The sequence below is a fragment of the Paenarthrobacter sp. genome (assembly GCF_031180005.1).
In the GTDB taxonomy this organism is placed as follows: Bacteria; Actinomycetota; Actinomycetes; order Actinomycetales; family Micrococcaceae; genus Arthrobacter.
Window position 1 is genome coordinate 16,813 of the sequence record NZ_JAPSHI010000025.1, and the last position, 21,873, is coordinate 38,685.

21 protein-coding genes and 1 tRNA gene are annotated in these 21,873 nt (G+C 61.1%); 9 read left to right on the forward strand and 13 right to left on the reverse strand.

Features of this window, described 5'->3' with window-relative positions; all coding sequences use genetic code 11:
* Positions 1-41: 41 nt before the first annotated feature.
* Both otsB and RIF72_RS16065 read right to left on the reverse strand, forming a co-directional pair.
* Complete coding sequence (gene otsB / locus RIF72_RS16060; protein ID WP_309075838.1) at positions 42-839, reverse strand: trehalose-phosphatase; 798 nt, start codon at positions 837-839, stop codon at positions 42-44.
* Complete coding sequence (locus RIF72_RS16065) at positions 829-2,331, reverse strand: trehalose-6-phosphate synthase (protein ID WP_309075839.1); 1,503 nt, start codon at positions 2,329-2,331, stop codon at positions 829-831. The genes otsB and RIF72_RS16065 overlap by 11 nt, the downstream gene beginning before the upstream one ends.
* A 176-nt stretch (positions 2,332-2,507) precedes the next feature.
* On the opposite strand from RIF72_RS16065, the gene RIF72_RS16070 reads away from it, so the two are divergent.
* From RIF72_RS16070 to RIF72_RS16080, 3 genes are all read left to right on the forward strand, one after another.
* Entirely contained in the window at positions 2,508-3,386 is an 879-nt protein-coding gene (locus RIF72_RS16070) for a thioredoxin domain-containing protein (RefSeq protein WP_309075840.1), read from the forward strand.
* A gap of 167 nt (positions 3,387-3,553) precedes the next feature.
* Positions 3,554-3,630: transfer RNA gene (locus tag RIF72_RS16075), tRNA-Thr, on the forward strand.
* A gap of 458 nt (positions 3,631-4,088) precedes the next feature.
* Positions 4,089-4,244, forward strand: a complete 156-nt coding sequence (locus RIF72_RS16080) for a hypothetical protein (RefSeq protein ID WP_309075841.1) — start codon at positions 4,089-4,091, stop codon at positions 4,242-4,244.
* 95 nt (positions 4,245-4,339) lie between these two features.
* Here the strand turns inward: RIF72_RS16080 and RIF72_RS16085 are convergent, their stop codons facing one another.
* Positions 4,340-5,614: a Fic family protein gene (locus RIF72_RS16085; protein WP_309075842.1), complete on the reverse strand. Its 1,275-nt coding sequence runs from the start codon at positions 5,612-5,614 to the stop codon at positions 4,340-4,342.
* Between the two features lie 153 nt (positions 5,615-5,767).
* On the opposite strand from RIF72_RS16085, the gene RIF72_RS16090 reads away from it, so the two are divergent.
* Both RIF72_RS16090 and RIF72_RS16095 read left to right on the forward strand, forming a co-directional pair.
* Complete coding sequence (locus RIF72_RS16090; protein WP_309075876.1) at positions 5,768-6,313, forward strand: DNA-binding protein; 546 nt, start codon at positions 5,768-5,770, stop codon at positions 6,311-6,313.
* The gene (locus RIF72_RS16095; protein ID WP_309075843.1) at positions 6,306-6,569 is read left to right on the forward strand and encodes a hypothetical protein; all 264 of its coding nucleotides are present in this window, start codon (positions 6,306-6,308) and stop codon (positions 6,567-6,569) included. Before RIF72_RS16090 ends, RIF72_RS16095 begins: the two co-directional genes overlap by 8 nt.
* Positions 6,570-6,831: 262 nt before the next feature.
* Here the strand turns inward: RIF72_RS16095 and RIF72_RS16100 are convergent, their stop codons facing one another.
* The 6 genes from RIF72_RS16100 to RIF72_RS16125 all read right to left on the reverse strand — a co-directional run bounded on the left by RIF72_RS16100 (position 6,832) and on the right by RIF72_RS16125 (position 13,404).
* On the reverse strand, positions 6,832-7,485 hold the full coding sequence (locus RIF72_RS16100) for a DedA family protein (protein ID WP_309075877.1): 654 nt from the start codon (positions 7,483-7,485) through the stop codon (positions 6,832-6,834).
* A 151-nt stretch (positions 7,486-7,636) separates the two neighbouring features.
* Positions 7,637-8,716 carry a LacI family DNA-binding transcriptional regulator gene (locus RIF72_RS16105; protein ID WP_309075844.1) on the reverse strand — a complete coding sequence of 360 codons (1,080 nt, stop codon included), beginning with the start codon at positions 8,714-8,716 and terminating at the stop codon, positions 7,637-7,639.
* 38 nt (positions 8,717-8,754) lie between these two features.
* Positions 8,755-9,657, reverse strand: coding sequence for a carbohydrate ABC transporter permease (locus RIF72_RS16110; RefSeq protein ID WP_309075845.1), 903 nt, complete (start codon positions 9,655-9,657; stop codon positions 8,755-8,757).
* Positions 9,654-10,535, reverse strand: coding sequence for a sugar ABC transporter permease (locus tag RIF72_RS16115; protein ID WP_309075846.1), 882 nt, complete (start codon positions 10,533-10,535; stop codon positions 9,654-9,656). Before RIF72_RS16115 ends, RIF72_RS16110 begins: the two co-directional genes overlap by 4 nt.
* 47 nt (positions 10,536-10,582) lie before the next feature.
* Complete coding sequence (locus tag RIF72_RS16120; RefSeq protein WP_309075847.1) at positions 10,583-11,920, reverse strand: extracellular solute-binding protein; 1,338 nt, start codon at positions 11,918-11,920, stop codon at positions 10,583-10,585.
* Between the two features lie 47 nt (positions 11,921-11,967).
* Positions 11,968-13,404, reverse strand: a complete 1,437-nt coding sequence (locus RIF72_RS16125; protein WP_309075848.1) for a family 43 glycosylhydrolase — start codon at positions 13,402-13,404, stop codon at positions 11,968-11,970.
* Positions 13,405-13,629: 225 nt separating this feature from the next.
* Between RIF72_RS16125 and RIF72_RS16130 the strand changes: the two genes are divergently transcribed.
* The 3 genes from RIF72_RS16130 (at position 13,630) to RIF72_RS16140 (ending at position 17,965) form a co-directional block, all read left to right on the forward strand.
* Complete coding sequence (locus RIF72_RS16130; RefSeq protein ID WP_309075849.1) at positions 13,630-15,189, forward strand: glycoside hydrolase family 32 protein; 1,560 nt, start codon at positions 13,630-13,632, stop codon at positions 15,187-15,189.
* 362 nt (positions 15,190-15,551) lie between these two features.
* Complete coding sequence (locus RIF72_RS16135) at positions 15,552-16,172, forward strand: dihydrofolate reductase family protein (protein WP_309075850.1); 621 nt, start codon at positions 15,552-15,554, stop codon at positions 16,170-16,172.
* Positions 16,173-16,300: 128 nt separating this feature from the next.
* A complete protein-coding gene (locus RIF72_RS16140; RefSeq protein ID WP_309075851.1) occupies positions 16,301-17,965 on the forward strand; it encodes a RecQ family ATP-dependent DNA helicase in 1,665 nt (554 codons plus the stop codon).
* Here the strand turns inward: RIF72_RS16140 and RIF72_RS16145 are convergent.
* From RIF72_RS16145 to RIF72_RS16155, 3 genes are read right to left on the reverse strand one after another with little or no spacing between them, the layout of a single operon-like run.
* Positions 17,962-18,468, reverse strand: a complete 507-nt coding sequence (locus RIF72_RS16145; RefSeq protein ID WP_309075852.1) for a hypothetical protein — start codon at positions 18,466-18,468, stop codon at positions 17,962-17,964. The genes RIF72_RS16140 and RIF72_RS16145 overlap by 4 nt on opposite strands.
* Before the next feature lie 18 nt (positions 18,469-18,486).
* Entirely contained in the window at positions 18,487-19,410 is a 924-nt protein-coding gene (locus tag RIF72_RS16150; protein ID WP_309075853.1) for an NAD(P)H-hydrate dehydratase, read from the reverse strand.
* Positions 19,388-20,173: a histidine phosphatase family protein gene (locus RIF72_RS16155; protein ID WP_309075854.1), complete on the reverse strand. Its 786-nt coding sequence runs from the start codon at positions 20,171-20,173 to the stop codon at positions 19,388-19,390. The genes RIF72_RS16150 and RIF72_RS16155 overlap by 23 nt, the downstream gene beginning before the upstream one ends.
* Before the next feature lie 124 nt (positions 20,174-20,297).
* Between RIF72_RS16155 and RIF72_RS16160 the strand changes: the two genes are divergently transcribed.
* On the forward strand, positions 20,298-21,593 hold the full coding sequence (locus RIF72_RS16160) for an NAD(P)/FAD-dependent oxidoreductase (protein ID WP_309075855.1): 1,296 nt from the start codon (positions 20,298-20,300) through the stop codon (positions 21,591-21,593).
* On the opposite strand, the gene RIF72_RS16165 is transcribed toward RIF72_RS16160, so the two are convergent.
* Positions 21,579-21,863, reverse strand: a complete 285-nt coding sequence (locus tag RIF72_RS16165) for a DUF3040 domain-containing protein (RefSeq protein ID WP_309075856.1) — start codon at positions 21,861-21,863, stop codon at positions 21,579-21,581. The two genes, RIF72_RS16160 and RIF72_RS16165, sit on opposite strands and share 15 nt — an antisense overlap.
* Positions 21,864-21,873 lie beyond the last annotated feature (10 nt).

Consider the following 21,873-nt stretch of genomic DNA (forward strand, 5'->3'; position numbering starts at 1 on the left):
ACCTAAATGTTACGAATGTCACATGTTGAGTTCGTCACAGATCAGGCCTCAGCCGTGACCCGGCGACGCTCCCGCAGCAGGGCTTCCAACAGCTCCGCCACGTGCACCGGCGCTTCCACGCGGTACTGCGCTTGAGTGAAGTCCAGGCCCACCTTTATGCCAACGTCGTCGCCCATCAGGCGGCCCAGGGCATCCTCATCGGTCACATCGTCGCCTGCGAACAGGATGGCCGTAGCGCCGGTTGCCTGACGGAGGAACTCCACGGCCTCACCCTTGGAAGCATGGATTACGGACGTCTCCAGCACCCGCTTGCCCGTCTTCAGGTAGACACCTGGATGCTCGCGGAGCACCCGCATCGCGGCCTCGACGGCGTCTTCCGCAACGTCGTCGTCGGCCATCCTCGTGTGGAGGACGACGCCGGCAGGCTTGTCTTCGAGCAACGTCCCCGGAGCGATGTTCACGATTTCCGCAAGGACCTCACGGACCGCGGCCAGCTTGAGCCGCTGATCTTCGTCCAGTTCAAGGCCCAATGATCCCTCACCCAGCCAGACCTCAGCGCCGTGGCTGCCGATCAGCAGCGTATCCACCGGAGGCGAGGCGACCAGCCGCAAACTGTCCAGTGCGCGGCCCGAGATGAGGGCCGTCGTCGTGCGTGGCAGTTTTGCCAGGGCATCCAGCGCAGCGGCGGACCGGGGCAGGGGGCGTGCGTCCTCCGCGTGGTCGACGAGAGGGGACAGCGTACCGTCGAAGTCGAGGGCAACCAGGAGGTGCTCCGTGCCGGAAATACGTCGGACGGCGTCCAACAGTTCCGGTGAGAGGGTGAGGTTTTCAGCTGTCATCACGCACCACCTTTTCCTCCAACGCAGCCAGGAACTCGGCTGACCAATGATCAACGTCGTGGTCCAGGATCTGCTTGCGCATCAGCTTCATGCGGCGGCGGGCCTCCTTGGGCGGGAGGTTCACGGCACGCAGGATGGCCGACTTGAGGCCGTCGATGTCGTGCGGGTTGATCAGGAGTGCTTGCTTGAGTTGATCGGCGGCACCGGCGAACTCACTGAGTACCAAAGCGCCATCGTCTTCCGAGCGGGCTGTGACATACTCCTTCGCCACCAGGTTCATGCCATCGCGCAGGGCGGTTACCAGCATGACATCCGCAGCGAGGTACAGCGCCACCATTTCTTCCACCGGATAGCTGTGGTGCAGGTAGCGGACGGCGGTGTTCTGGATGGTGTCGTAAGTGCCGTTGATGTGGCCGACCGTGCCCTCGATTTCCTCGCGCAGCAGCCTGTACTGCTCTACGCGTTCACGGCTGGGGCTCGCCACCTGGATGAGGGTGGCATCTTCCACCTTGATGCTGCCTTCGCGCAGGAGTTCCTCGAAAGCCTTCAAACGGTGGCCGATTCCCTTGGTGTAATCCAGGCGGTCAACACCCAACAAAATGGTCTTGGGATCGCCCAGGTCCTTGCGGATCTGCTTGGCCCGCTCGATGATGTCCGGCCTGGCCGCAAGCTCGCGGATCTGGTCAACGTCGATCGAGATGGGGAAGGCCTGCGCCCGCGCGATGTGAGTGACTTCGCCGTCCGGGCCCTTCACGTGAACCTGCTGCTGCTTGACGCTGGCACCCAGGAACCGGCGCGCCGAGCGCATGAAGTTGCCCGCGTCACTGGGACGCTGGAAGCCCAGGAGGTCGGCGCCCAGCAGGCCATCAATGATTTCCCGGCGCCACGGGAGCTGCGCGAAAATTTCCGGAGGAGGGAAGGGGATGTGGTTGAAGAAGCCGATCTTCAGGTCCGGCCGGGCCTCGCGGAGCATTCGCGGAACCAACTGGAGCTGGTAGTCCTGGACCCACACGGTGGCGCGGTCGGCGGCGTGGCGAATGACGGCGTCGGCGAATTTCTTGTTGACCTGGCGGTATGAATCCCACCACGTACGGTGGAACTCCGGCGGTGCGATGACGTCGTGGTAGAGCGGCCAGATGGTCGCATTGGAGAAACCCTCGTAATAGAGCTCCACTTCGTGGCTGCTGAGCTGAACCGGAACCAGGTCCATGCCTTCGTGGCTGAACGGGCGCACAGTCTCGTCCGGGGCGCCATGCCAACCTACCCACGCGCCGTCGGACTTTGTCATCATCGGGGCGAGAGCTGTGACCAGGCCGCCGGGCGAACGACGCCAGCCATCTCCGCCGTCGCCGTTTCCGTCGCTGCTGCACCGATCTACGGGCAGCCGGTTGGAGACCACCATGAAATCGAACGTGCTCGCCGTGGGCTTCTTGGTTGGAGAAGCCTTGGTGCTTTGTTCGGTAGTGAGTTTTTCGCTTGCCAAATCCTGCATTAACGCTCCCTGGGGTTGCTGTGACTCAACTCCCAGCCTACTAGCGGAATCTTCCCCGGCAGTTGATCGTTCAACAACCGGGTCATGAGGTGTGGAGCAAAGCTTCAAGTTTGCTCCCGTAAACTGACCCCGTTGCCCTAGCTATGCACTTTGACGTCGAATACCCCGAGGAACTGATGAGCCCCGCAAACGAACCACGCCTGTCCAAGGCCGAAAAGACCGCCCAGGCGCGGGAGAAAGCGCGCGCTATCCGCGAAGAACAGTTGAAGAAGGAGAAGCGCAACAAGCTTCTTGTCGGCTGGGGCATCGTGGTGGCCGTGGTTGTCATCATCGCTTTGATTGCGTTTGTAGTTATCGGAAATGCTCAGAACAACGCACCCGTGGCCGATCAGGGGCCCACGCCGGCCAACGGCAACGTCCACGGCGGCATCACGCTGCTGGCCAATACTGAAGTTGTGAAGTCCGAACCTGCCACCGTCAACGTGGCAGATGTCCCAGCTCCGCTTGACACCAAGCCGGCCACGGTGACCGTGCCGGGTGGCGAGGCCGAGGCCGGCAAGCCCGTCAAGGTTATTGCCTACATCGACTTCATCTGCCCCGTCTGCAAGCAGTTCGAGACCGCTTACGGCGAGTCACTCACGAACCTTCGCAACGAAGGCAAAATTTCCGTGGAGTACCGCGCCCTTGGCTTCCTGGACCGGCAGTCCACCACCAACTACTCCTCCCGCGCAGCCAACGCTGCTGCTTGCGTAGTCAACTCTTCCCCCGAGAAGTACGCGGAATTCTTCAACCTGCTCTTCGAGCGCCAGCCGGCTGAAGGCGGAGCAGGCATCTCTGACAACGACCTCAAGAAGATGGCCACCGAAATCGGTGCTGCCAACATCGACTCCTGCATCGACAGCAAGCAGTTCCGTCCGTGGGTAAAGGTTGCCACGCAGGAGGCTGCAGCGATCGGCGTCACCGGTACGCCCACCGTGTTCATCGACGGCAAGCAGTGGGACGGCAGGTCCGACCTCAACGCTGAGATCCAGACTGCAATTACCGCCAAGGGCTAACCCTCGGAACATTACGACGGCGGCCGGTCACCCTTTGCGGGTGGCCGGCCGTTGTTGTGTTGGGGCTGTTGCTGCTGAGGCTTAGGTAGTGAATTTCGTTGACGGGGATGGTCTGGGCTAACCTTATCTAGCGCTCTTTCGCGCTTTGCTTCGGGTAGCCGGAGTGTGCCTCCTTAGCTCAGTTGGCCAGAGCACCGCTCTTGTAAAGCGGGGGTCGTCGGTTCGAATCCGACAGGGGGCTCCACGAACCCCTCCATTCCGGCGATTTTGTCCGGATGGAGGGGTTTTTCGTGTCTGAAATTCAGGGCACTACACGCTTACTACACGCTTTCAAGAAGCCGGACAAGACCTTGGGGCCGGGCGCACGTGATCTGCACGATGTGCATCGAAACCATCGGGTGGTCCGGCGGCCCTGGCAGAGGGACGGTGCCCATTCGGTGATCAGCTATGCCCGGACGACGAGACGCTGCACAAGATCATCAAGGACAGGACCTCATGACCTGTATGAAGCGGCTGCTTTCAGGAAGCGAGCAGCGAATTGAACCATGCAGACTGGTACTGTTGCAGCGCGGCCTGACAGCTCTGGCAATTCAGGGGCTGTCCGCCATACGACTTGCGGTGCCGACGCCCTATCTGAAGACTGGGCGGCGCAAAAGCGGGTCAGGCCCAGTGGGAGCATCAACTGTTATGGGGGAACCGGAAATGCTGGGACACAGAATGTACGCGTGGCGGCGGCCGCTGTGGCCGATCACTTTGGCTATTGTCGTGGCCGACCTCGTCGTTTGGCTCGTTCTGGGTCAGTTCATCGGCCCGAAGCTCCAGGCCAGGAGCGTCGCGGCCCAGGAGCCGGAGGGCTGAGCATTCGGTTCGGTCGGTCAGGCATGACGGAAGCGATTGCTCTGGCGTGCTGTGAAGGCCACGGGCAGCGCGGTTGAGTCGAAAGTTTCGGGTATCTAGCCGTGCCTGTTCCAGCGTCCTGCCCTGTCGGCGAAAGCGTCCAAGGCCGCAATGATGTCCGGAGCCACCCACACCCGGGCGCCGCGGATTTTGCCGGCGGATGCCAGAACCCCGGCTTCCTCCAGGCGTTCCACGGCGCGGTAGGCCGTCGCCAGGGAAGCCCCGGTGTGTTCTGCGACCATCTCAGCGGTCAGTGCCGGTTCCCGCGGTACCAGGTCCAGGACCTTGCGAACGGACGAGGAGCCGCCGACCAGGCGTTCCCGGTAGCTTGCCTGTACCGCCCCGATGTCTGCCGCCAGCTGCCGGCCGTTGTCGACGGCGCGGACAGCGGACTCTGCAAAGCGTTCCACGATCGGCTTAATGTCCCCTTCGCGGTAGGCACCCAGAGCATCGAAGTACAGACGAGTGTCCGTCAATAAACCTGAGGACACTGGCACGGTGACGTTCTCGGTAACACCCTTGGCCCGGAGCAGAGCACTGACGATGGCCCGCCCGGTGCGTCCGTTGCCGTCAGCGAACGGGTGGATGGTCTCGAACTGGGCGTGCGCGATCGCCGCCTGGATCAGTGCCGGGATGTCGTCACGCCGCATAAAGGCGACCAGGTCCTCGACCGCTGGCTTTACCCAGTGAGGGTGGGGCGGGACGAACTCGGCGGTGTGCGGGGAATTGCCGCGGATCCAGTTCTGGGCGTCCCGGTACTCACCGGCGATGTTTTCGTCGGAGGCATTCAGCAGGGCATGGTGCATGACTGCAATGTTCTCCACTGACAGGTCCTCGGATAGGTCTATCGCTGCCTGCAGGGCACGGACGTTGGAGGCGATCAGCGAGGCGTTCGTACTGGAGGTGTCTCCGAGCTGGGCCAAGGCGATTTTGCGTGCGCTGGCGGTCAGGTTCTCAATCTGTGAGCTGGAGGCGGACTCGCTGCGCAACAGCAGCGCCGCGAACGGCGTGGTGTCCCGGCCCAGCTCGGCGTCGAAGCGGACCATCTCCACCGTTGCCGCCTCTGCCAGCGCCTGCGTGCGGGAATCAATGGCTGGGTCCAGACCGGCGATCTCGGGGGCGATTGCGGCCTCGTAGGGACCGCGGGCGAGCAGCCGCTGCCGTCGGGAGGCACCACGGTCAGGGTCGGTTTCCCAAGGATGCTGCTCGTACCCAATGGCCGGCCAGACACCGGTACCTGGGGTCAGGGAGATGCCAGGTTCGAAGTGCGCGCTGGCGGTGAACTCTCCGCCGGCAGGGATGCCGCGGGGCTGTCGGATCTGGGAGGTCATGGTTTCCTTTTGAGAAGGCTGTATCGTGATTTTCTCATAATGGGAGTGAAATGAGAATATCAGCGCTCCTCGTTGTCATGTTTAGGGTGCTCATCCGAACGTCCAACTATTGACACTTACCCCACCACGGTAGGGATTGGCGCCAGCTTGCGTGTGGAGCGCCTGGCCATGGCCGGCACTCGACGTGGCCGCGCGTGGACGGCCAAGACTGCGTGGGCCGCGTTGGCTCTGCTCTCTGGTCATAACCCCACCTGGATCAGCGCGTCGGAGAAGTCCCGGTTGAAGAGCCGGCTGCGTGAGCTGGACGCCGATGCCGTTCATGTTCTTGCCCGGAACAAGGACAAAACCCACCGCTATCGGGCGACCCCGGACGGGGTGGCCGCACTTAACGACCACCTGATCCCAAGTGGTGCCTCCGCCATGCGCGAGGAATCTATTGCAGGGACCTTCGGGATGGCCGGTGGGAGCGGGACTGCCGAAGGATATGTCATGGTCGGCGACGTATCCGCCCTCGCGGACGCGTTCGGCCTGATTGAAGATCCCGACGGGAACGCCATCATTCATGAAGTCGATCTGGATGAGCCCTTCGCCGACGGCCGTGCCCCGGTGGCGGCCATCGCCGTCGATCTCATGGACTCCCTGGCGACCCGCGAACGCAGCGCAGGACAACGCGTCATCAACGAACTGCTCCATGTCTGAAGCTGAACTGGACGCCGTCGCCGAAGTGGCAGACGACCGCGAGACCTGGGATGTGCCCGTGCCTCCGGGAGGTTGTGGAACACCGTGGCCCCAGTGCGTGGAACTGGCCGGGGCGTTGCCGTCCACCCAATGGACGTTGATCGGTGGTCTCATGGTGCGGCTGCACGCCGCGGCCGCTGCTGGACCCAGCCGACCGAATACCGGCCATGGACACACTGCGCATACTTGCCGCCAATCACAGTCTGCCGCCGGCTAACCGCCTCAAATTCGGCTGATGGCGTCGAAGGAACGGCTGTCAAATAACAATGGTCAGAAAATCCCGGCCATTGTTATTTGACGCGAAGGCCATAGCCCGGTCTACGTCTACGCAGGTCAATAGTGAAGGGCTTGATGTGGCAGCAGAAGAGTACAACGGCAAGTCCGTCTACAAGGCGTTCTATCCGAACAAGAAGCAAAATGCCCTTGCCCAGACGGGCCCAAGGGCCAAAAAGGGTTGGCCGCATCGGCCATGGATCCGGCTACCTAGTGCTTTCCTTGCGCTTTTTGACCCGTCGGATGATGAGCCACACTATGAAGGCAGCAAGCCCTGCGTATACGGCGTAATTGAGGAACCGTGAGTACTGGTCCACAAGATGATATTGCTTGCCGAGCAGTGATCCCGCGCCAATCAGCAGCGCGTTCCACACGCCGGTCCCGGCCACGGTAAAGAGGCTGAACGTCGTCAGGTTCATGCGTTCGGCACCAGCCGGGAGGGAGATAAGGCTGCGCACGCCGGGTAGCAGCCGACCAAAGAGAATAGCTGATTTGCCGTGGCGTTCGAACCAGTCGGCGGCCTTCTCAAAGTCTTCCCGATCAACCAGCGGCAGTTTTGAAAGTAACCGAATGGAACGTTCCAACCCCACCTTGTATCCCAGCCAGTAGAGGAGCATTGCGCCCACATATGCCCCGAGGGTGCTGGTGACGAACACCAGGATCAGGTTCATGCTTCCCTGCTGGGTAAGGAATCCAGCCAATGGGAGGATCACTTCACTGGGTATGGGCGGAAATACAGTCTCCAGAAGTGTCAATAAGCCCACGCCCCATTCGCCGAGGGCTTCGATTACCTGCGCGGCGATACCGACAATCCCGGTTAATTCCTCGGCTGCAGCAGTCGCCTTGTGAAAGCTGATCAGGTCGATCTCCTTTCATAAAGGACGTTCCGTGAAGGCCTGAAGCGCAAGCTGCCGGTTCCAAAGGGAAGCCCAGTGATGGGGGACCACTGGGCTTCCACCTCAACGCTATTCCTATCCACGTCCTCGGGCAACAAGCAATGTCACGAGGTTGCTAGGCAGGTGAATGAGCGGCAACGGAGTCGCGCTCAACTGCCGGGCAGGCGATCTTCACAGCGGACTCAAGAGGCGCGGCGTCAAGGCCCAAAAGCATGCGAACGCCCGCAGCGCCTAGTTCATAGTGGGGCAGTGACACCGTTGAAAGCGGCGGCCGGAGGTGGGCGGCGATGACTTCCTGGTTGTCGAAACCCACCACGGCGATGTCCTCCGGGATGGAGAGGCCGTTTTCCCGCAAGCCATCGTAAAGACCCATGGCCATGCGGTCGTTGTAGCAGTACACCGCGCTGACCCCAAGCTGGAGCAGATCATCCGTGGCGCCGTAGCCGCCTTCCTGATCCGGGTACGCTTCGAGCACCAAATCGGGATCAAAAGGAATGCCGGCATCTTCGAGTGCGTCCTTGTAGCCCTGAAGTCGTCCGTCTTTGGCGGGTGCAGGGGTTGTGGTGTTGATAAATGCGATTCGCCGGTGGCCGCTACGGAGCAGGATCTGAGTGGCAGACTGTCCGCCTTGCGCTTCATCCGGTACTACGGCCCGCGCGGCCCCGGCGTCGGGGGAGAAACAGTTGACGAGGACAAAATCCGCCTCGCGAAGGGTATCCGGGATGCCGGTGGGGCGGTGGAACCACGTTGAGTAAAGGATGCCGCGGACTTTGTATTCCAGCATCATGGCGATGGCATCCTTTTCGAGGTCTTGGTTGCCTTCGGTATTGGCGATCAGGAGTGCGTAGCCATGCTTCCAGGCTTCGTCCTGAGCACCATGGATTATCTGGCCGGCGAAGGGTGTGGTGGCTACGCCGTCGGCCACCAACCCGATGAACTTCGAGGTTCCACTGACCAGTGTTTTGGCCATGGCATTCGGACGGTAACCCAGCTGAGCAATCGCCTCGGTGACCCGTTGACGAGTCTCGTCAGCAATGCGCGCGTTCTTCTTTTTGTTGATGACCAGGGAGACCGTGGCAGTGGACACACCCGCTAGTTCAGCGACTTCGCGGAGGGTCACCGGATGGGCACGGCCCGCTCTGGCGTGAACGACGGGGGCGGCCGCGTTGCCTGGATTTTTCTCCTGCGAAATCATCTGTCCTCCTTTTGGAGTATATCCGTCTGCCATGGCGGTCATCCCTTCGTCGCCCCGCTTTCAAGGCCCTGGATCATGGCCTTGTTCAGGACCAGGAAGACCAGGAGCAGGGGAGTAATGGTCACACAGACCGCAGCAAAGGTCGCTGTCCAGTCCACCTTGCCCATGGCGCCGATGTAGTTTTGCAGGCCCAGCGGAATCGTCTTCAAGTCCTCGGAGAGAACAAAAGTGTTGGCGAAGATGAAGTCGTTCCAAATGAAGATGCTGTTCACCAGGACAACGGTGACCACGGTGTTCAGTGACAGTGGCAGGGTTATCAAACCGAAAATCCTGTACGGGCCGGCGCCATCCAAGGACGCGGCCTCGTAGGTTTCCCGCGGAATGTACTCGAAGAAGGATGAGAAGAGGTAAATGGACATCGGCAAAGCGAAGCCTGCCAGAGGGATGATCATCGACTGATAGGTGTCCAGCAGGTTCACTGCGGAGTAGTCGATGAACAGCGGGACCAAAGCGATCTGAACGGGAACAATGATCCCCACCAGGAACAATGCACGTACGAACCGGCTCAGGCGGAAGCCGAGAACCTGAAGGGCATACGCAGCCATCATGCCGAACAACACGATGAGGATGTTGGCGCCCATGGTCACAATGAAGCTGTTCAGGATGTTCCGGCCCAGGTCGCCGGTTTCAAAGGCCCTCGCATAGTTTTCCCACGTCAGCGAGCTGGGGAGCGCGAAGGGATCGCCGGTTGCAAAGTCGTGTTCCGTCCGCAGGCTGGTAAGGAACAGCCAGGCGAGCGGGTAGACCTGGACGACGACGATGAGCATAATCAGGACCCGGGAGAGTGTCCGGTACAGGCTCGGCTGGCGCCGCCGTCGCTGATGGACCGTCGAAGACAGAGCCGATCCGCGCGGCGTAGACGGGGCTGTCTGGGTGATCATGAATCTGCCTTCCGCTTGAGCATGAACAAGATGAGGCCGACGGCGACGAGGCACTCGATCACGATGAAGACGGAGATGGTACTTGCGTAACCGAAGTCCGTGCTGGTGAAGGCTGTCTTGTACATGTAGGTGGTGAGCAGTTCGGAGGACTGCCCTGGGCCACCGTTGGTCATGAGGTATGGAATATCGAAGCCTCGCAGGCCGTAGGTAGTGGCCATGATGGTGGTGGTAATCCACACAGGACGTATATAGGGGAACCTGATCTTGGTGAAGAGGGTCCACTTCGAGGCGCCGTCCAAGACCGCTGCTTCCTCCAGTTCCTTGGGCACGGCTATCAGTGCTGCGTAAATGATGAGCATGTACAGCCCTGTAAACCGCCAGCCTTCAGGGGCGGACACGGCGGCCAACACGGTGTTCACATCGGAGAGCCAAGCCCGCTCAAAGGAACCCAAACCTACCCAATGCAGCAGCTGGTTCAACAAGCCCACGGGGTCAATGGAGTAGATACGGACAAAGAGGAATGCGATCGCGACGGTGGAGATCACGGCTGGCAGCAAGTACAGGGTTTTGATGAGTTCCCGGCCCCGGCGAAGTGACGTGAGCAGGCTGGCTACAACCAGTGCTCCGCCGAGCTGCAGCACCAGGCAGATGGCCAGGTAGAGGAGCGCGTTGAAGAAGGACCTCCAGAAAATGTCGTCCGCGGTGAGCATCCGCACATAGTTGGCGAGTCCTACGAACTCCATCTCGCTGATGCCGTTCCACGAGAAGAAGCTCAGGAACAACGACTGAAGAATCGGGAAGAGTACGGCTGCGCAGTAAAGCAACAGTGGTGGAAGCAGGAAAACCAGGACCGAGGTCCTTGACCTGTTGGGTAGCATGGTGAGCCTTTCGGGCGGGGGCCTTGGGAGCCCCCGCCGCTTCGGTTTTACTTGAAGAACTTGGGGGCGTTCTGCTTGATGGCACCGTCCATGGTCTTGGTGAACTGTTCGGGCGTAATGTTGCCCTGGACCAGGAGGACGAGTTCCTGTTGCAGCCGGCCGTTGGTGGTGGGGTCCAGCTGGGTATCCCACGGCATTGCTTGCTTGTCCCCAAGGGTGTTGGCAGTTTCCAGCGCCTTCTTGTACAGCGGAGTCGCGTTCGCCGGGATGGCCGTTTGTACGTTGGTGGTGGGGGAGAGGGCTCCGGTGGCAGCGTATTCAGCCGGGTACTTCTCCAGGGCGAACTTCAGGAAGTCGCTCACCAACGGGTCGTACGTCTTTGAGTTCACTGCCATTCCAATGCCGGAGGGCGAGACGAACTCGTTTGCAGCGGTCACGGAACCTTCAGTGGTGGGCAAGGTGAAGAAATCGATGTCGTCGCGGACCTCAGGGTTGAGTTTGTCGGTGGCGAGGCTCGGAAGTTCCCAGGTGCCGATGTTGTACATGGCGGCCTGTCCCGAGGTGAACTGGTTCTGCGCATCCGAATATCCCTGGGCGGAGAAGCCCTCTTGGAAGCACTTGGCCTTGCCAAGGTCAGCCATCCACTTCACGGTCTTCTGGCCAGCGGCATCCGAGAAGGACGCTTCGCCCTTCTTCAGCTTTTGGACGAAGTCGGGCCCCGCTTCACGGAACGGCTGGTACGCGACGTAGCGTTCCAGCGGCCACTGGTCTTGCCCGTCGATGGCGATCGGTGTGATCCCGGCATTGCGAAGGGCGGTGCACATGGCGGGGATGTCATCGAGGGACTTTGGCACGGAAACGCCGGCCTTCTCCATCAAGGCCTTGTTGTACCAGATGAATTCGAGTTCGAACTGGAACGGAATCATGTACAGGGAGCCGTCGTCAAAGCGCTGGTAGTCCAGTGCGCCGGGACGGTAATCGTCGTAGACGTCCAGTGATTTCAGGAGCTTGTGGGCGTCCACCATTTTGCCCTGCTTGGCCAGTTCCTGGGCGAAAGGCGTGGCATCGGTATCGAACAATTCGGGAAGCTTGTTGGCTGCGGCCAGGGTTTCAAGCTTTTGTATGTAAGAGGGCCGGTCCGGGGTGGTGATGAGGTTCAGTGCGAAGCCCGGGTGTTCCTTGGCGTAGTCGTCCGCGAGCTTCTTCATGATGTTGATGACAGCTCCGTCGGCGGGCCTGGAGAGCAACCAGGATATTTCGCGGGGCTTGATCTCGCCGGTAGGGCTGACGTTGGAGGGGTCACTGGCGGTTCCTCCGCCGCCGCAGGCTGTCAAAGCCAAGGCAGCGGCGGCTGCGACGGCAGCGGCACGGAATAGTTTCTTCATAGCGGCAATCTCCCTTGATTGAACAGAGGTTGGGGATGGGGCGGTATTCAGTTGTCGGTGCGCTGACGTATCTCAAGTTCGGTGACGGTGGCGGTTCCTTCGCCCGCGAAGACGCCTATCCTTCCTGCCGTCAGGTCGTAGATCCTGGTGCTGAGCGCAACCTGACGGTCGACGACGGCGACGCAAATGTCGCCGTCGACGATGACCTCAAGGGTGTGCTCGCCAGGTGTAAGGTCGCAGGGCCGTTCGAGTTCGATGTCGAAGGGGACGTCGCCCGAAACATGCCACTGTGCGTCCCCGGTGATGGTGCGCGGCCAGCGGTCGAAGACAAGCCGCCCGCGTTTGGGTTCCAACCGCAGAACGTAGGATTGATCGCCGTCGTGGCTTGAACGCAGCAGCAGCCCGCATTCGCTGGTGTCGGCGGCGATGTCAATGACAGCTTTGGCGTAAAACTGCTGGGGCAGTTCCTCGTCGGAGACCATAGCGGTGTAACCGTCCGGCACGTGGAGCCGAGCCGGTAAGGAACTTGCTAGTGACAGGGGGACGTCGTCCCAGAAGCTCTCCACGAGTTCATCTGCGAAGGAAAAACCCAGTGTCCCGTCGGGGTTTTGGAGGGCTTCCAGCACGGACATTGTTCCGGCCCACTGCCATGGACCCTGATCTGCGTTGCCTTCTTTGCTGGCAATCCATCCGAAGAAGAAGCGCCGCCCTTCCCGCTCTGCGGTTTTTGACGCGTAGAAGGCACGGCCGTCAATACTGTCCAATGCGGGCACAGTCCAGGGCCCGTCGGGGCTTTTGGACATGCGGTACCGGGTGGTGAACGATTCCGAGAATTCGGAGTACACCATGTACCACCAGTCGCCCCACTGGAAAACGTCCGGGCATTCGTGCGTGATGTACCGGCGCGGATCCCAGAACGGTTCGGTGTGCTGCCAGGTCATCAGGTCCGTGGACACACACTGCGCGATGACGCCGCGGCGACGTGTCGGGCCGGTTGAATGCCTTGCCGCGAGTAGCATCCTCCACTGGTTCTTGCTGTCGTCCCAAAACACAAAGGGATCCCGCCAGTCGCCGGACTCGTAGCCGTCCGGAGCTCCGAAGGTGAGCTCGGGGTGTTTTTGCCAACTACCCATGCCGTCAGTGCTCGTGGCGTGCATGACCAATTGAAGGGGAGTTCCGTCGGCGCCGAGGTTGCGGGGGTTCTGGCCGGTGTAGAACAGGTGATGGACGCCGGACAGGTCCGTGATGATGCTGCCCGTGTAGGCGTTGAAGTCCAGGTCGGTTTCGCTGCCGTGGTGCAACGAAACGCCATGGTCCTCAAACTGGGTGAGGTCTTTTGTGGTGACCAGATTCCACGAGGTGCCGGGTTTAGGGGAAGAGCGGTCTTCGTGAAGGTAGAAGAGCCAGAACTCCCCGTCCTTCTCGAAGGGAATGAGGTCCCCAACCCAGCCGTTGGCGGGTTGGAAGAAGACTGAGCGTTTCATCTGCGCTGATGTCCATTCTGCTAAAGCGTTTGATCACTGAAAGCTAGCGTGTAATTCCAGACTGTTCAAGCGTTTTAGCAAAATTCCTTCCCACTATTTTTACTCCTGCTAAAACGCTTGACCACAGCCAGTCCGTGCCGCTAGGGTCCTGCATAGCTTCGGCTTCCCACCGCATGAACGACTCTTTGGCGCGCTGTTGCGCCGAATCTTGAGAGGAACGAATCAATGACGTACGAAATCTCTCGACGCACTGCACTGCAGGGTGCAGGGGCTGGCGCCATCGCGCTGTTCTTGAGCAACGCTGCCCCCGCAGCCGCAGGCACCCCGGCATCACTTCGGGCCATCTACCACATGACTCCGCCTTCGGGCTGGCTGTGTGATCCTCAACGCCCCGTCCATACCAACGGCGCCTACCAGCTCTACTACCTCCACTCCGGTCAGAACAACGGCCCGGGTGGTTGGGACCACGCGACCACAAGTGACGGCGTCTCTTTCACACACCATGGTGTGGCGATCCCCCTGCAGCCCGACTTCCCGGTGTGGTCAGGATCGGCCGTAGTGGACTCGGCGAATACCGCTGGTTTCGGTGCCGGGGCGGTAGTCGCGCTGGCAACCCAGCCGACTGACGGCGTTCGAAAGTTCCAGGAGCAATACCTCTATTGGTCTACCGACGGCGGCTACACGTTCGCCGCCCTCCCGGACCCAGTGATCGTAAACACTGACGGACGAACTGCCACAACCCAAGCTGAGATTGAGAACGCAGAGTGGTTCCGCGACCCGAAGATCCACTGGGACGGAGTGCGCAATGAGTGGGTGTGTGTGATCGGACGGGCGCGGTACGCAGCGTTTTACACCTCAGCAAATTTGCGGGACTGGAACTGGAAATCCAACTTCGACTACCCGAACCACGCCCTCGGAGGTATTGAATGCCCGGATCTGTTTGAGATGACTGCCGACGACGGCACGCGGCATTGGGTATTTGGCGCGAGCATGGACGCCTACAGTATTGATCTTCCAATGACCTTTGCTTATTGGACGGGTGCCTGGAATGGCACGGCATTCGTTGCTGACGACCTCACGCCACAGTGGCTCGACTGGGGATGGGACTGGTACGCCGCCGTGACGTGGCCCTCCGTCGAGGCTCCCGATACGAAGCGCCTGGCCATCGCTTGGATGAACAACTGGAAGTACGCCGCCCGCGACGTACCCACAGATGCCTCCGATGGTTACAACGGGCAGAACTCCATTACGCGGGAACTGCGGTTGGAACGCCAGTCCGGAGGCTGGTACAGCTTGCTCAGCTCCCCGGTCGGCGCGCTGCAAGGTTACGTCACCGCCACCACGGTCCTGCCCGACCGCACGGTTGACGGCAGCGTGATACTGCCGTGGAACGGGCGTGCTTACGAGCTGGAGCTCGACATTTCATGGAACCTGGCCGCTAACGTTGGCGTATCTGTTGGCCGTTCCCTGGACGGTTCCCGTCATACCAATATCGGCAAGTACGGCGACGAGTTATACGTCGACCGGGCGCCTTCAGATCAGGGTGGCTACACATTGGTGCCGTACACTCGGGCCGCAGCACCTATTGATGCCACCGCGCGGTCAGTCCACCTACGCATCTTCGTGGACACGCAGAGCGTTGAGGTGTTTGTGAACTCGGGGCACACGGTGATTTCACAGCAGGTTCACTTCGCAGACGGCGACACAGGGCTTTCGCTGTATGCGGACGGTGGCCCCGCGAACTTCACCGGAATCACCATCCGGGAGTTTGGCGATCCGCTGTAGCCGGGCTGGTGCCGGCCGCCTCGGTGCTAAGCGCCGTGCGGCCGCGTATGGGCGTGATGGCCCGAGCGGACCTTCAGTGAGGATGGTCGAAAACGGTGGACGGCGCGCGGCTCGCGCCTTGGATGACGGGGGTGGCGTGCTCTCGGCTTATGCTCCTCCTCGGCACGCGACGAGGGAAGCAGTGCCAAGGGCAGGATGGTGGCTCCGAGCCAGACAACCACTCCGATAAACACTAAGAGGATGGCTGAAGTGGGCTCCATGGACTAAGCATAGGCACAACTGTCACTGTTTATAAGTACCCTGATGACCCTTGGGGGTGGCAGCATCCTTGACAACTCCGGTGTTGCCACCACACTGAATCCATGTACGGGAACAGCCGCGTATCAGCCCAGTTTTCCATGTCCCTTGATGGATTCATCGCCCGCGAGGATGACGGAATCGGCCCTTTGTTTGATTGGTACGAGGCCGGATCCGTGGAAACCTGGATGCCCGGCCACCCTGTGCCGTTTCATCTCAGCGAAGCCGACGCCGACTATTGGAAGTCACTTCCGAGGGAGGGCGCGTTCATCTCCGGCCGACGTATCTTCGACGTGGCAAAGGGGTGGGGCGGTCACCCGCCTGATGAGTCACCCACGGTCGTCCTGACGCATCGCGAACCACCGCAGGATTGGCCGCCGGCCAGGAGGGATGGGAAGCCCGCGCCGTTTGAATTCGTAGGGGACCTGGACTCGGCCCTGGAGCGTGCCGCCCACTTCGCGGCGGGCAGGGAGATTGGCGTTGCCGGCGCGGACGTGGTGCAGCAGTGCTTGCGCCGCGGTGTGGTGGACGAACTCCGTGTTGACCTGGTGCCGGTACTGCTCGGAAGCGGAATCCGTTGGTTCGGAGACTTGGCAACGGACATCCTGCTCGATGATCCCGTGATCGTTCCTGGAACCCGCGTCACCCATCTTGTCTATCAGATACGCTCCCCGGCCTCGCGCTGACGTCACGAATGCGAGGTTATCCACAACCGGAGAAACAGCGTACGACGGCGGGTGCCCGCCCGCGCTAGGCTGGTCACCTCGGCTGATGCAAGTGGCCGCAGGAACCACAACGCGGAGCCACACCTTAAATGTCCGATGACCTTGCCTTGACCGCCTTGGCGGCCTCCTCTTTTTCCTTGCCCGAGCTGCGCGACGGCCAACTCGCCGGCATGACCGCCCTCGTAGAGGGGCGTGATGTCCTGGCTGTCATGCCCACCGGGTACGGAAAGTCTGCTATCTATCAAGTCGCAGCGCTGCACCTTTACAACCAAACGGGGCGGCCCGCCGTCGTCGTCTCTCCCCTCATCGCCTTACAGGAAGACCAACTGGACGGGTTGACTGACGATTTGGGTGAGGGCGCTGCCGTCGCCATCAATTCATCCCGAAGTGATTCAGAGGTGGAGGAAGCTTGGCGGGCAGCTGAGTCCGGCAAAGCGGTGTTCCTGTTCCTTGCCCCGGAGCAATTGGCCAAGCAGGAGACCGTGGAGCGTATCGCCAAGCTGGACATCACTATGTTCGTAGTGGACGAGGCACATTGCGTCTCCTCCTGGGGCCATGACTTCCGGCCGGACTACCTCGAACTGGGCAATGTCCGCGAACGTCTGGGTAAGCCGCCGGTCATAGCACTCACCGCAACGGCGTCCCCACCTGTGCGTGACGAGATCGTGAAGCGGCTCGGCATGACAGAGCCGGCCGTCCTGGTTCGAGGTTTCGACCGCCCCAATATCAGCCTCGACGTTGTCCGGCACCAAGACGACAAAGGCAAGCGACAAGCCGTGGTGGAACACGTCGCAGCGCTTGCCAAGGCGGAGGGCCTGGGGCTGTTGTACGCCGCCACCCGCAAGGACACTGAGAAGTACGCGGCCAAGCTGACAGAAGAAGGTCTTCGCGCAGAGGCTTACCATGCAGGCCGCACAGACACCGACCGGGAGAGCATCCATGACCAATTCCTGGATGACCAACTGGACGTAGTGGTTGCTACCACTGCCTTTGGCATGGGCATTGACAAACCTAATGTCCGGTTTGTGGTGCACGCGGATATTCCGGAGTCCCTGGACTCTTACTACCAGGAAATCGGCCGGGCCGGCCGCGATGGTGAACCGGCAGCTGCGATACTGCACTACCGTGCCGAGGACTTGGGGTTGCGAAAGTTCTTCGCAACCCACTCTCCGGACGCAGAGTCGCTCATGGCCGTCCTGCAAGTCATCAAGAACGCCGGCGCGCCTGCTCCGAAGACGGCCTTGGTGGAGCTCAGCGGTTTCCCTGCCCGCCGTGTCACGGCGCTGGTAAACCAGCTGGAGGAAGCCGGCGCGGTGACAACAGGTAAGCGCGGCACCCGACTCAGCTCCAAGGCCAAGCTGGCCACACTGGTGGACCGCGCCGTCGAGCTGGCTGAGGCGCGGCAGCGTGTGGACCAGTCGCGGCTCACCATGATGCGAGGTTATGCGGAGACGGATTCCTGCCGTCGCCAGTTCCTGCTGGGCTACTTTGGCGAGGACCTGCCGGAGCCTTGCGGCAACTGCGATGCCTGCGCTGAAATTCACGACGACGCCGGGCCGGGTTCCACCGGGCACCCCACCTCGGACGCAGAGAACCTGTTTCCGTTGCAGTCCACTGTGATCCACAAAGAATGGGGTCCGGGCCTGGTGATGCGGCATGAGGACGATGTCATGACTGTTCTGTTCGAACAGGAGGGCTACAAGACCCTTTCGCGCACCGCCGTCGTTGAGCATGAATTGCTGAAGCTTGCTTAGGCGCGGGCCGGATGCACGCCTGACTTTCCACGAAAGATCATCACCATCAGCAGTCCAGTCAAAGCCGTCCCGCTCACGAGATACAGCACCCCGCCCCAAGGAGAGTAATCGCCGCCGGATATGAAAAACGCGTCCGCCAAGGCCATTCCGGCGGAGAAGGACGCGAAGAAATATATAGGTGCGCCGAGCACCAAGATCAAGAGCTGGAGAATCACAACGGTTCTCATCCGTGAGATAACGCGTCTTGCAGTCAGCAAAACCACAAGGGCACCAAGAACCGATCCAATGCTTGACCATGTCAACACCGCAGCCAACGAAATTGACTCGTTGCGTCGGGCCAAGCCCTGATGTATCTCGTCCAGGGTGGCGCCCGGAATAGCGGCGAGAGGGTTCCACACCAGGATCTGCAACGCCGCGCAGAGTGCATAAGCCGCTATTGCGAGCAGCCCAACGAGGCTTACGATCACACGCGATGATTGAGTGCTGCTTCCTCTAGTCCCCATGGAGGCAGCCTAGGGGAATCAGGTATTGAGCTCCAGCATGAGGGCGGGCAGTTCGTCAGCGAGCTCCCGGGCCAGGAAACCCAGGGGGCCGAGCTTGCTCGCTAGCCGGTCGGCGGCGGCCGCGTGAAGATGAGTCCCCCAGCAAGCGGCTTGGGCATCGCTGGTACCGCGCGCCCGGAGCCCGGCGATGGCCCCCGCCAAAACATCGCCGCTTCCCGATGTTCCCAGGCCACCGTAGCCCGTGGTGATCTTCCACAGAGTCGAGTCTTCCAGGGAACCCGGAGTCGCGATGTATCCCTGGCAACTAACCACCGCATCAAATCGCCGGGCGACCTCAGCAACATCAGCCCCCAGATCCTCCACGTCCCTGCCCAGGAGAATTCCTGTTTCTGTGGGGTTCGGAGTCAGGATCAGCCGGCCACGCCACGGTCCCAAGTCGTCCTTGATCTTCACCAACCCGCCCAAGGCGTAGGCATCAAGAACGACGGCGGGAGCTCCGCCGTCGTCCGTGGCACCGCGGGGTTCCTCCCGCTCCAGCAGCGCTCGCAGCAGCGATTCGGCGAGTTCGGGATCATCCAAACCCGGGCCGACCAGCACGGCGTCGGCCCGTTCCAGGTAGGACGAGATCCGGTCCAACCCTTCACCTGTCACGGACCCGTCGGCGGTCTCGGGCAGGGCGATTGAGCCGCACTCCGGCAGTGCAACTCCAACTTGCACGGCTACGGATTCGGCCACGGCCAAGGTAATTTTCCCCGCCCCCGCACGAAGGGCTGCGGTCCCGGCGAGCAAAGCCGCGCCAGGGGTCGCCCGGGCTCCACCAATGACCAACACTGCACCGCGTGAGTACTTGTCTTCTCCGGGCGCCGGTAGCGGCCAATCACGCAGAAGCGACGGTGTCACCAGTGTGGGTGCGTTGGAATCACTGTGGGTGGACACTGGCATCTCCCGCGTGTTCCGTGACAGTGACACCCTGTTCCGTAAGGTGGTCAGCCACATTGAAGCTCTCCAGTTCCCAAGGCCCCGCGCCCGAAGGCCGCACGTACCGGGTGATGGATGCATTCAGCACTGATGTCGTTGCCGCAAGGTCCAGGATTTCCTGCTCGGACATGCCTTCCAGGACATAGCGGACCAGCAGGATGACGGCGTCGTGGCAGACCAGCATCACCCGGTGCCCTGTTCCCAGGGTGTTGAGCTCATCCAGGATGGAACGAAGGCGGAGTGCGACGTCGGCCCACGATTCACCACCGGGCGGCCTGTAGTAGAGCTTGCCCAGCCACAGCCGCCGCTCGGCTTCGTCCGGATATCGGGTCTCCACGCCTAATCGTGTAAGCCGGTCCAGAATGCCTAATTCCCGGTCGCGGAGGCGTTCATCGGTGAGTACTTTCACGGGCCAGCCGGCGGTCTCAACAGCGATTTCCGCGGTCTGCCGGGCCCGCGCGTAGGGGGAGGAGACAACTGCATCCGGGCGGAGTTCATCGGCGATCCGGGCCAACGCCGTACCCAATGCTTTAGCCTGGTCCCGTCCGGTGCCTGATAGGTTCACATCAGCATCCCTGGCCGGAACATCGATCACTTCGGCTCCAGCCAAGCGAGCCTCCGTCGCGGCCACGTTGCCTTCGCTCTCGCCGTGCCGGACCAGGAGCAACTCCACAGCGCCGGCCTCCTGCACTGCGTCCGTCAGCCCGTCCTCATTCACAAAGATCACCCTTTCGCGTGCGTCGCCGAATGCAGAACACTACCCACTGCGTACCCACAGGGCCAGAAGATAAACGCTCGACGGCGATCGCGAACCCCTGTTGTCAGGAGGTGGAGTGAAGTAAGTTGCTCGCATGGAGGACTCATACCCAGTCATCATTGTCGGTGCCGGATTCGCGGGCGTAGCAGCAGCCAAGGAGCTCGGGCGTAAGGGTGTTCGCGTCTTGCTGATCGACTCGAACAACTATCACCAGTTCCAGCCGCTCCTTTACCAAGTGGCGACATCGCAAATTGGAGTGTCAGCCATCGCCAGGCCGCTTCGTTCGGTTTTCCGCCGGTACAAAACAGTCAAGGTTCTGACGTCGAAGGTGGAATCCGTTAGCGCCGCTGAAAGAGTGGTCAGGACTGCTGATGGTCGCGTCATGCGTGCCGATATCCTGGTCATCGCGGTCGGGGCGGTCCCGAACTTCTTCAACACGCCCGGCGCGGAAGAGCATGCCTTTCCGCTGTATTCGGTCACCGATGCTACGAGGCTTGGGACAGGCCTAACCCGGTTGTTGGACCAGGCTGACAGAAACCCCGACGGGTCTGTGGATGTCGTTGTGGTGGGAGGCGGGCCCACTGGTGTTGAAACGGCTGGAGCAATGGCCGAAAACGTCAAATACGTTGTGAGCAAGTACTTCTCGCCGGAGCTGGCAGCGCGCTGTCGGGTGCATCTGGTGGACATGGTTCCCAGTGTCCTGAACATGTTTTCCAAGAAGTCCCAAAGCTACGCCACTGATCATTTGAAGAAGGTGGGCGTCCGACTCCACATGGGAGTGGGCGTGACCGAAGTCCGGCAGGACGGGGTGACTTTGGCGGATGGGAGTTCTGTACCCGGGCAAATCGTGGTGTGGGCCGGCGGCCTGAAAGCGGGCGACCTCATTGCCGGATCGGGTCTTGCCCAGGGGAGAGGCGGGCGTATCGATGTCCGGCCTGACTTGACTGCCCCCGAGCCGGAAGGCGTCTACGTCATTGGAGATGCAGCCAACATCACGGATTCAACGGGCGCAAAACTGCCGCAACTGGGTTCGGTCGCTCAGCAGGCCGGAAAATGGGCGGCGAAGAACATCCTCGCGGAGCTCAGTGGTGGCAGCCGGACGCCTTTCCGTTATGTGGATAAAGGCTATATGGCGATGGTGGGGCGCGGCGCCGCCGTGGCTGAACTGGGTCGCAAACGCCTCCAGTTGCAAGGCATCTTTGCCTTCCTGTCCTGGCTTTTGGTGCACCTCGCGCTGTTGTCCGGGATCCAACAAAAGATCCGGGCCTTGTTCTCCTGGCTCAACGGTTACCTCCTCCACAGCCCTGCGCAGGTAGTGGTCAGCGGCCCGATTGAGAAGGAACCAACGGAACAGGATCCGCCAGGTACATTGCCTTCAAAGGAGGCTTGACGAGGACTCGTTTTTGTAAGTCCTGTGGGCCAAAATTGCGTGGGCAACAAGAAGTATGCCGGCCAAGGCAAGCGGGAATACGTGCAGGGGGATGGACAGCAGGATCAACAGCACTCCGACGGCGGCTTCCATGACGTCGCGGATACGGGGTTGAACAGGACCGGGTACGGGAACCCCGGATTCCAATTGCCGCGCCAAATGCGGGTCTTGGATGAAGAGCTCGCGCTCAAGCTGCTGCAGTACTTTGCGCTCCCTTTCTGAAAGTGGCATGGGAGATCCT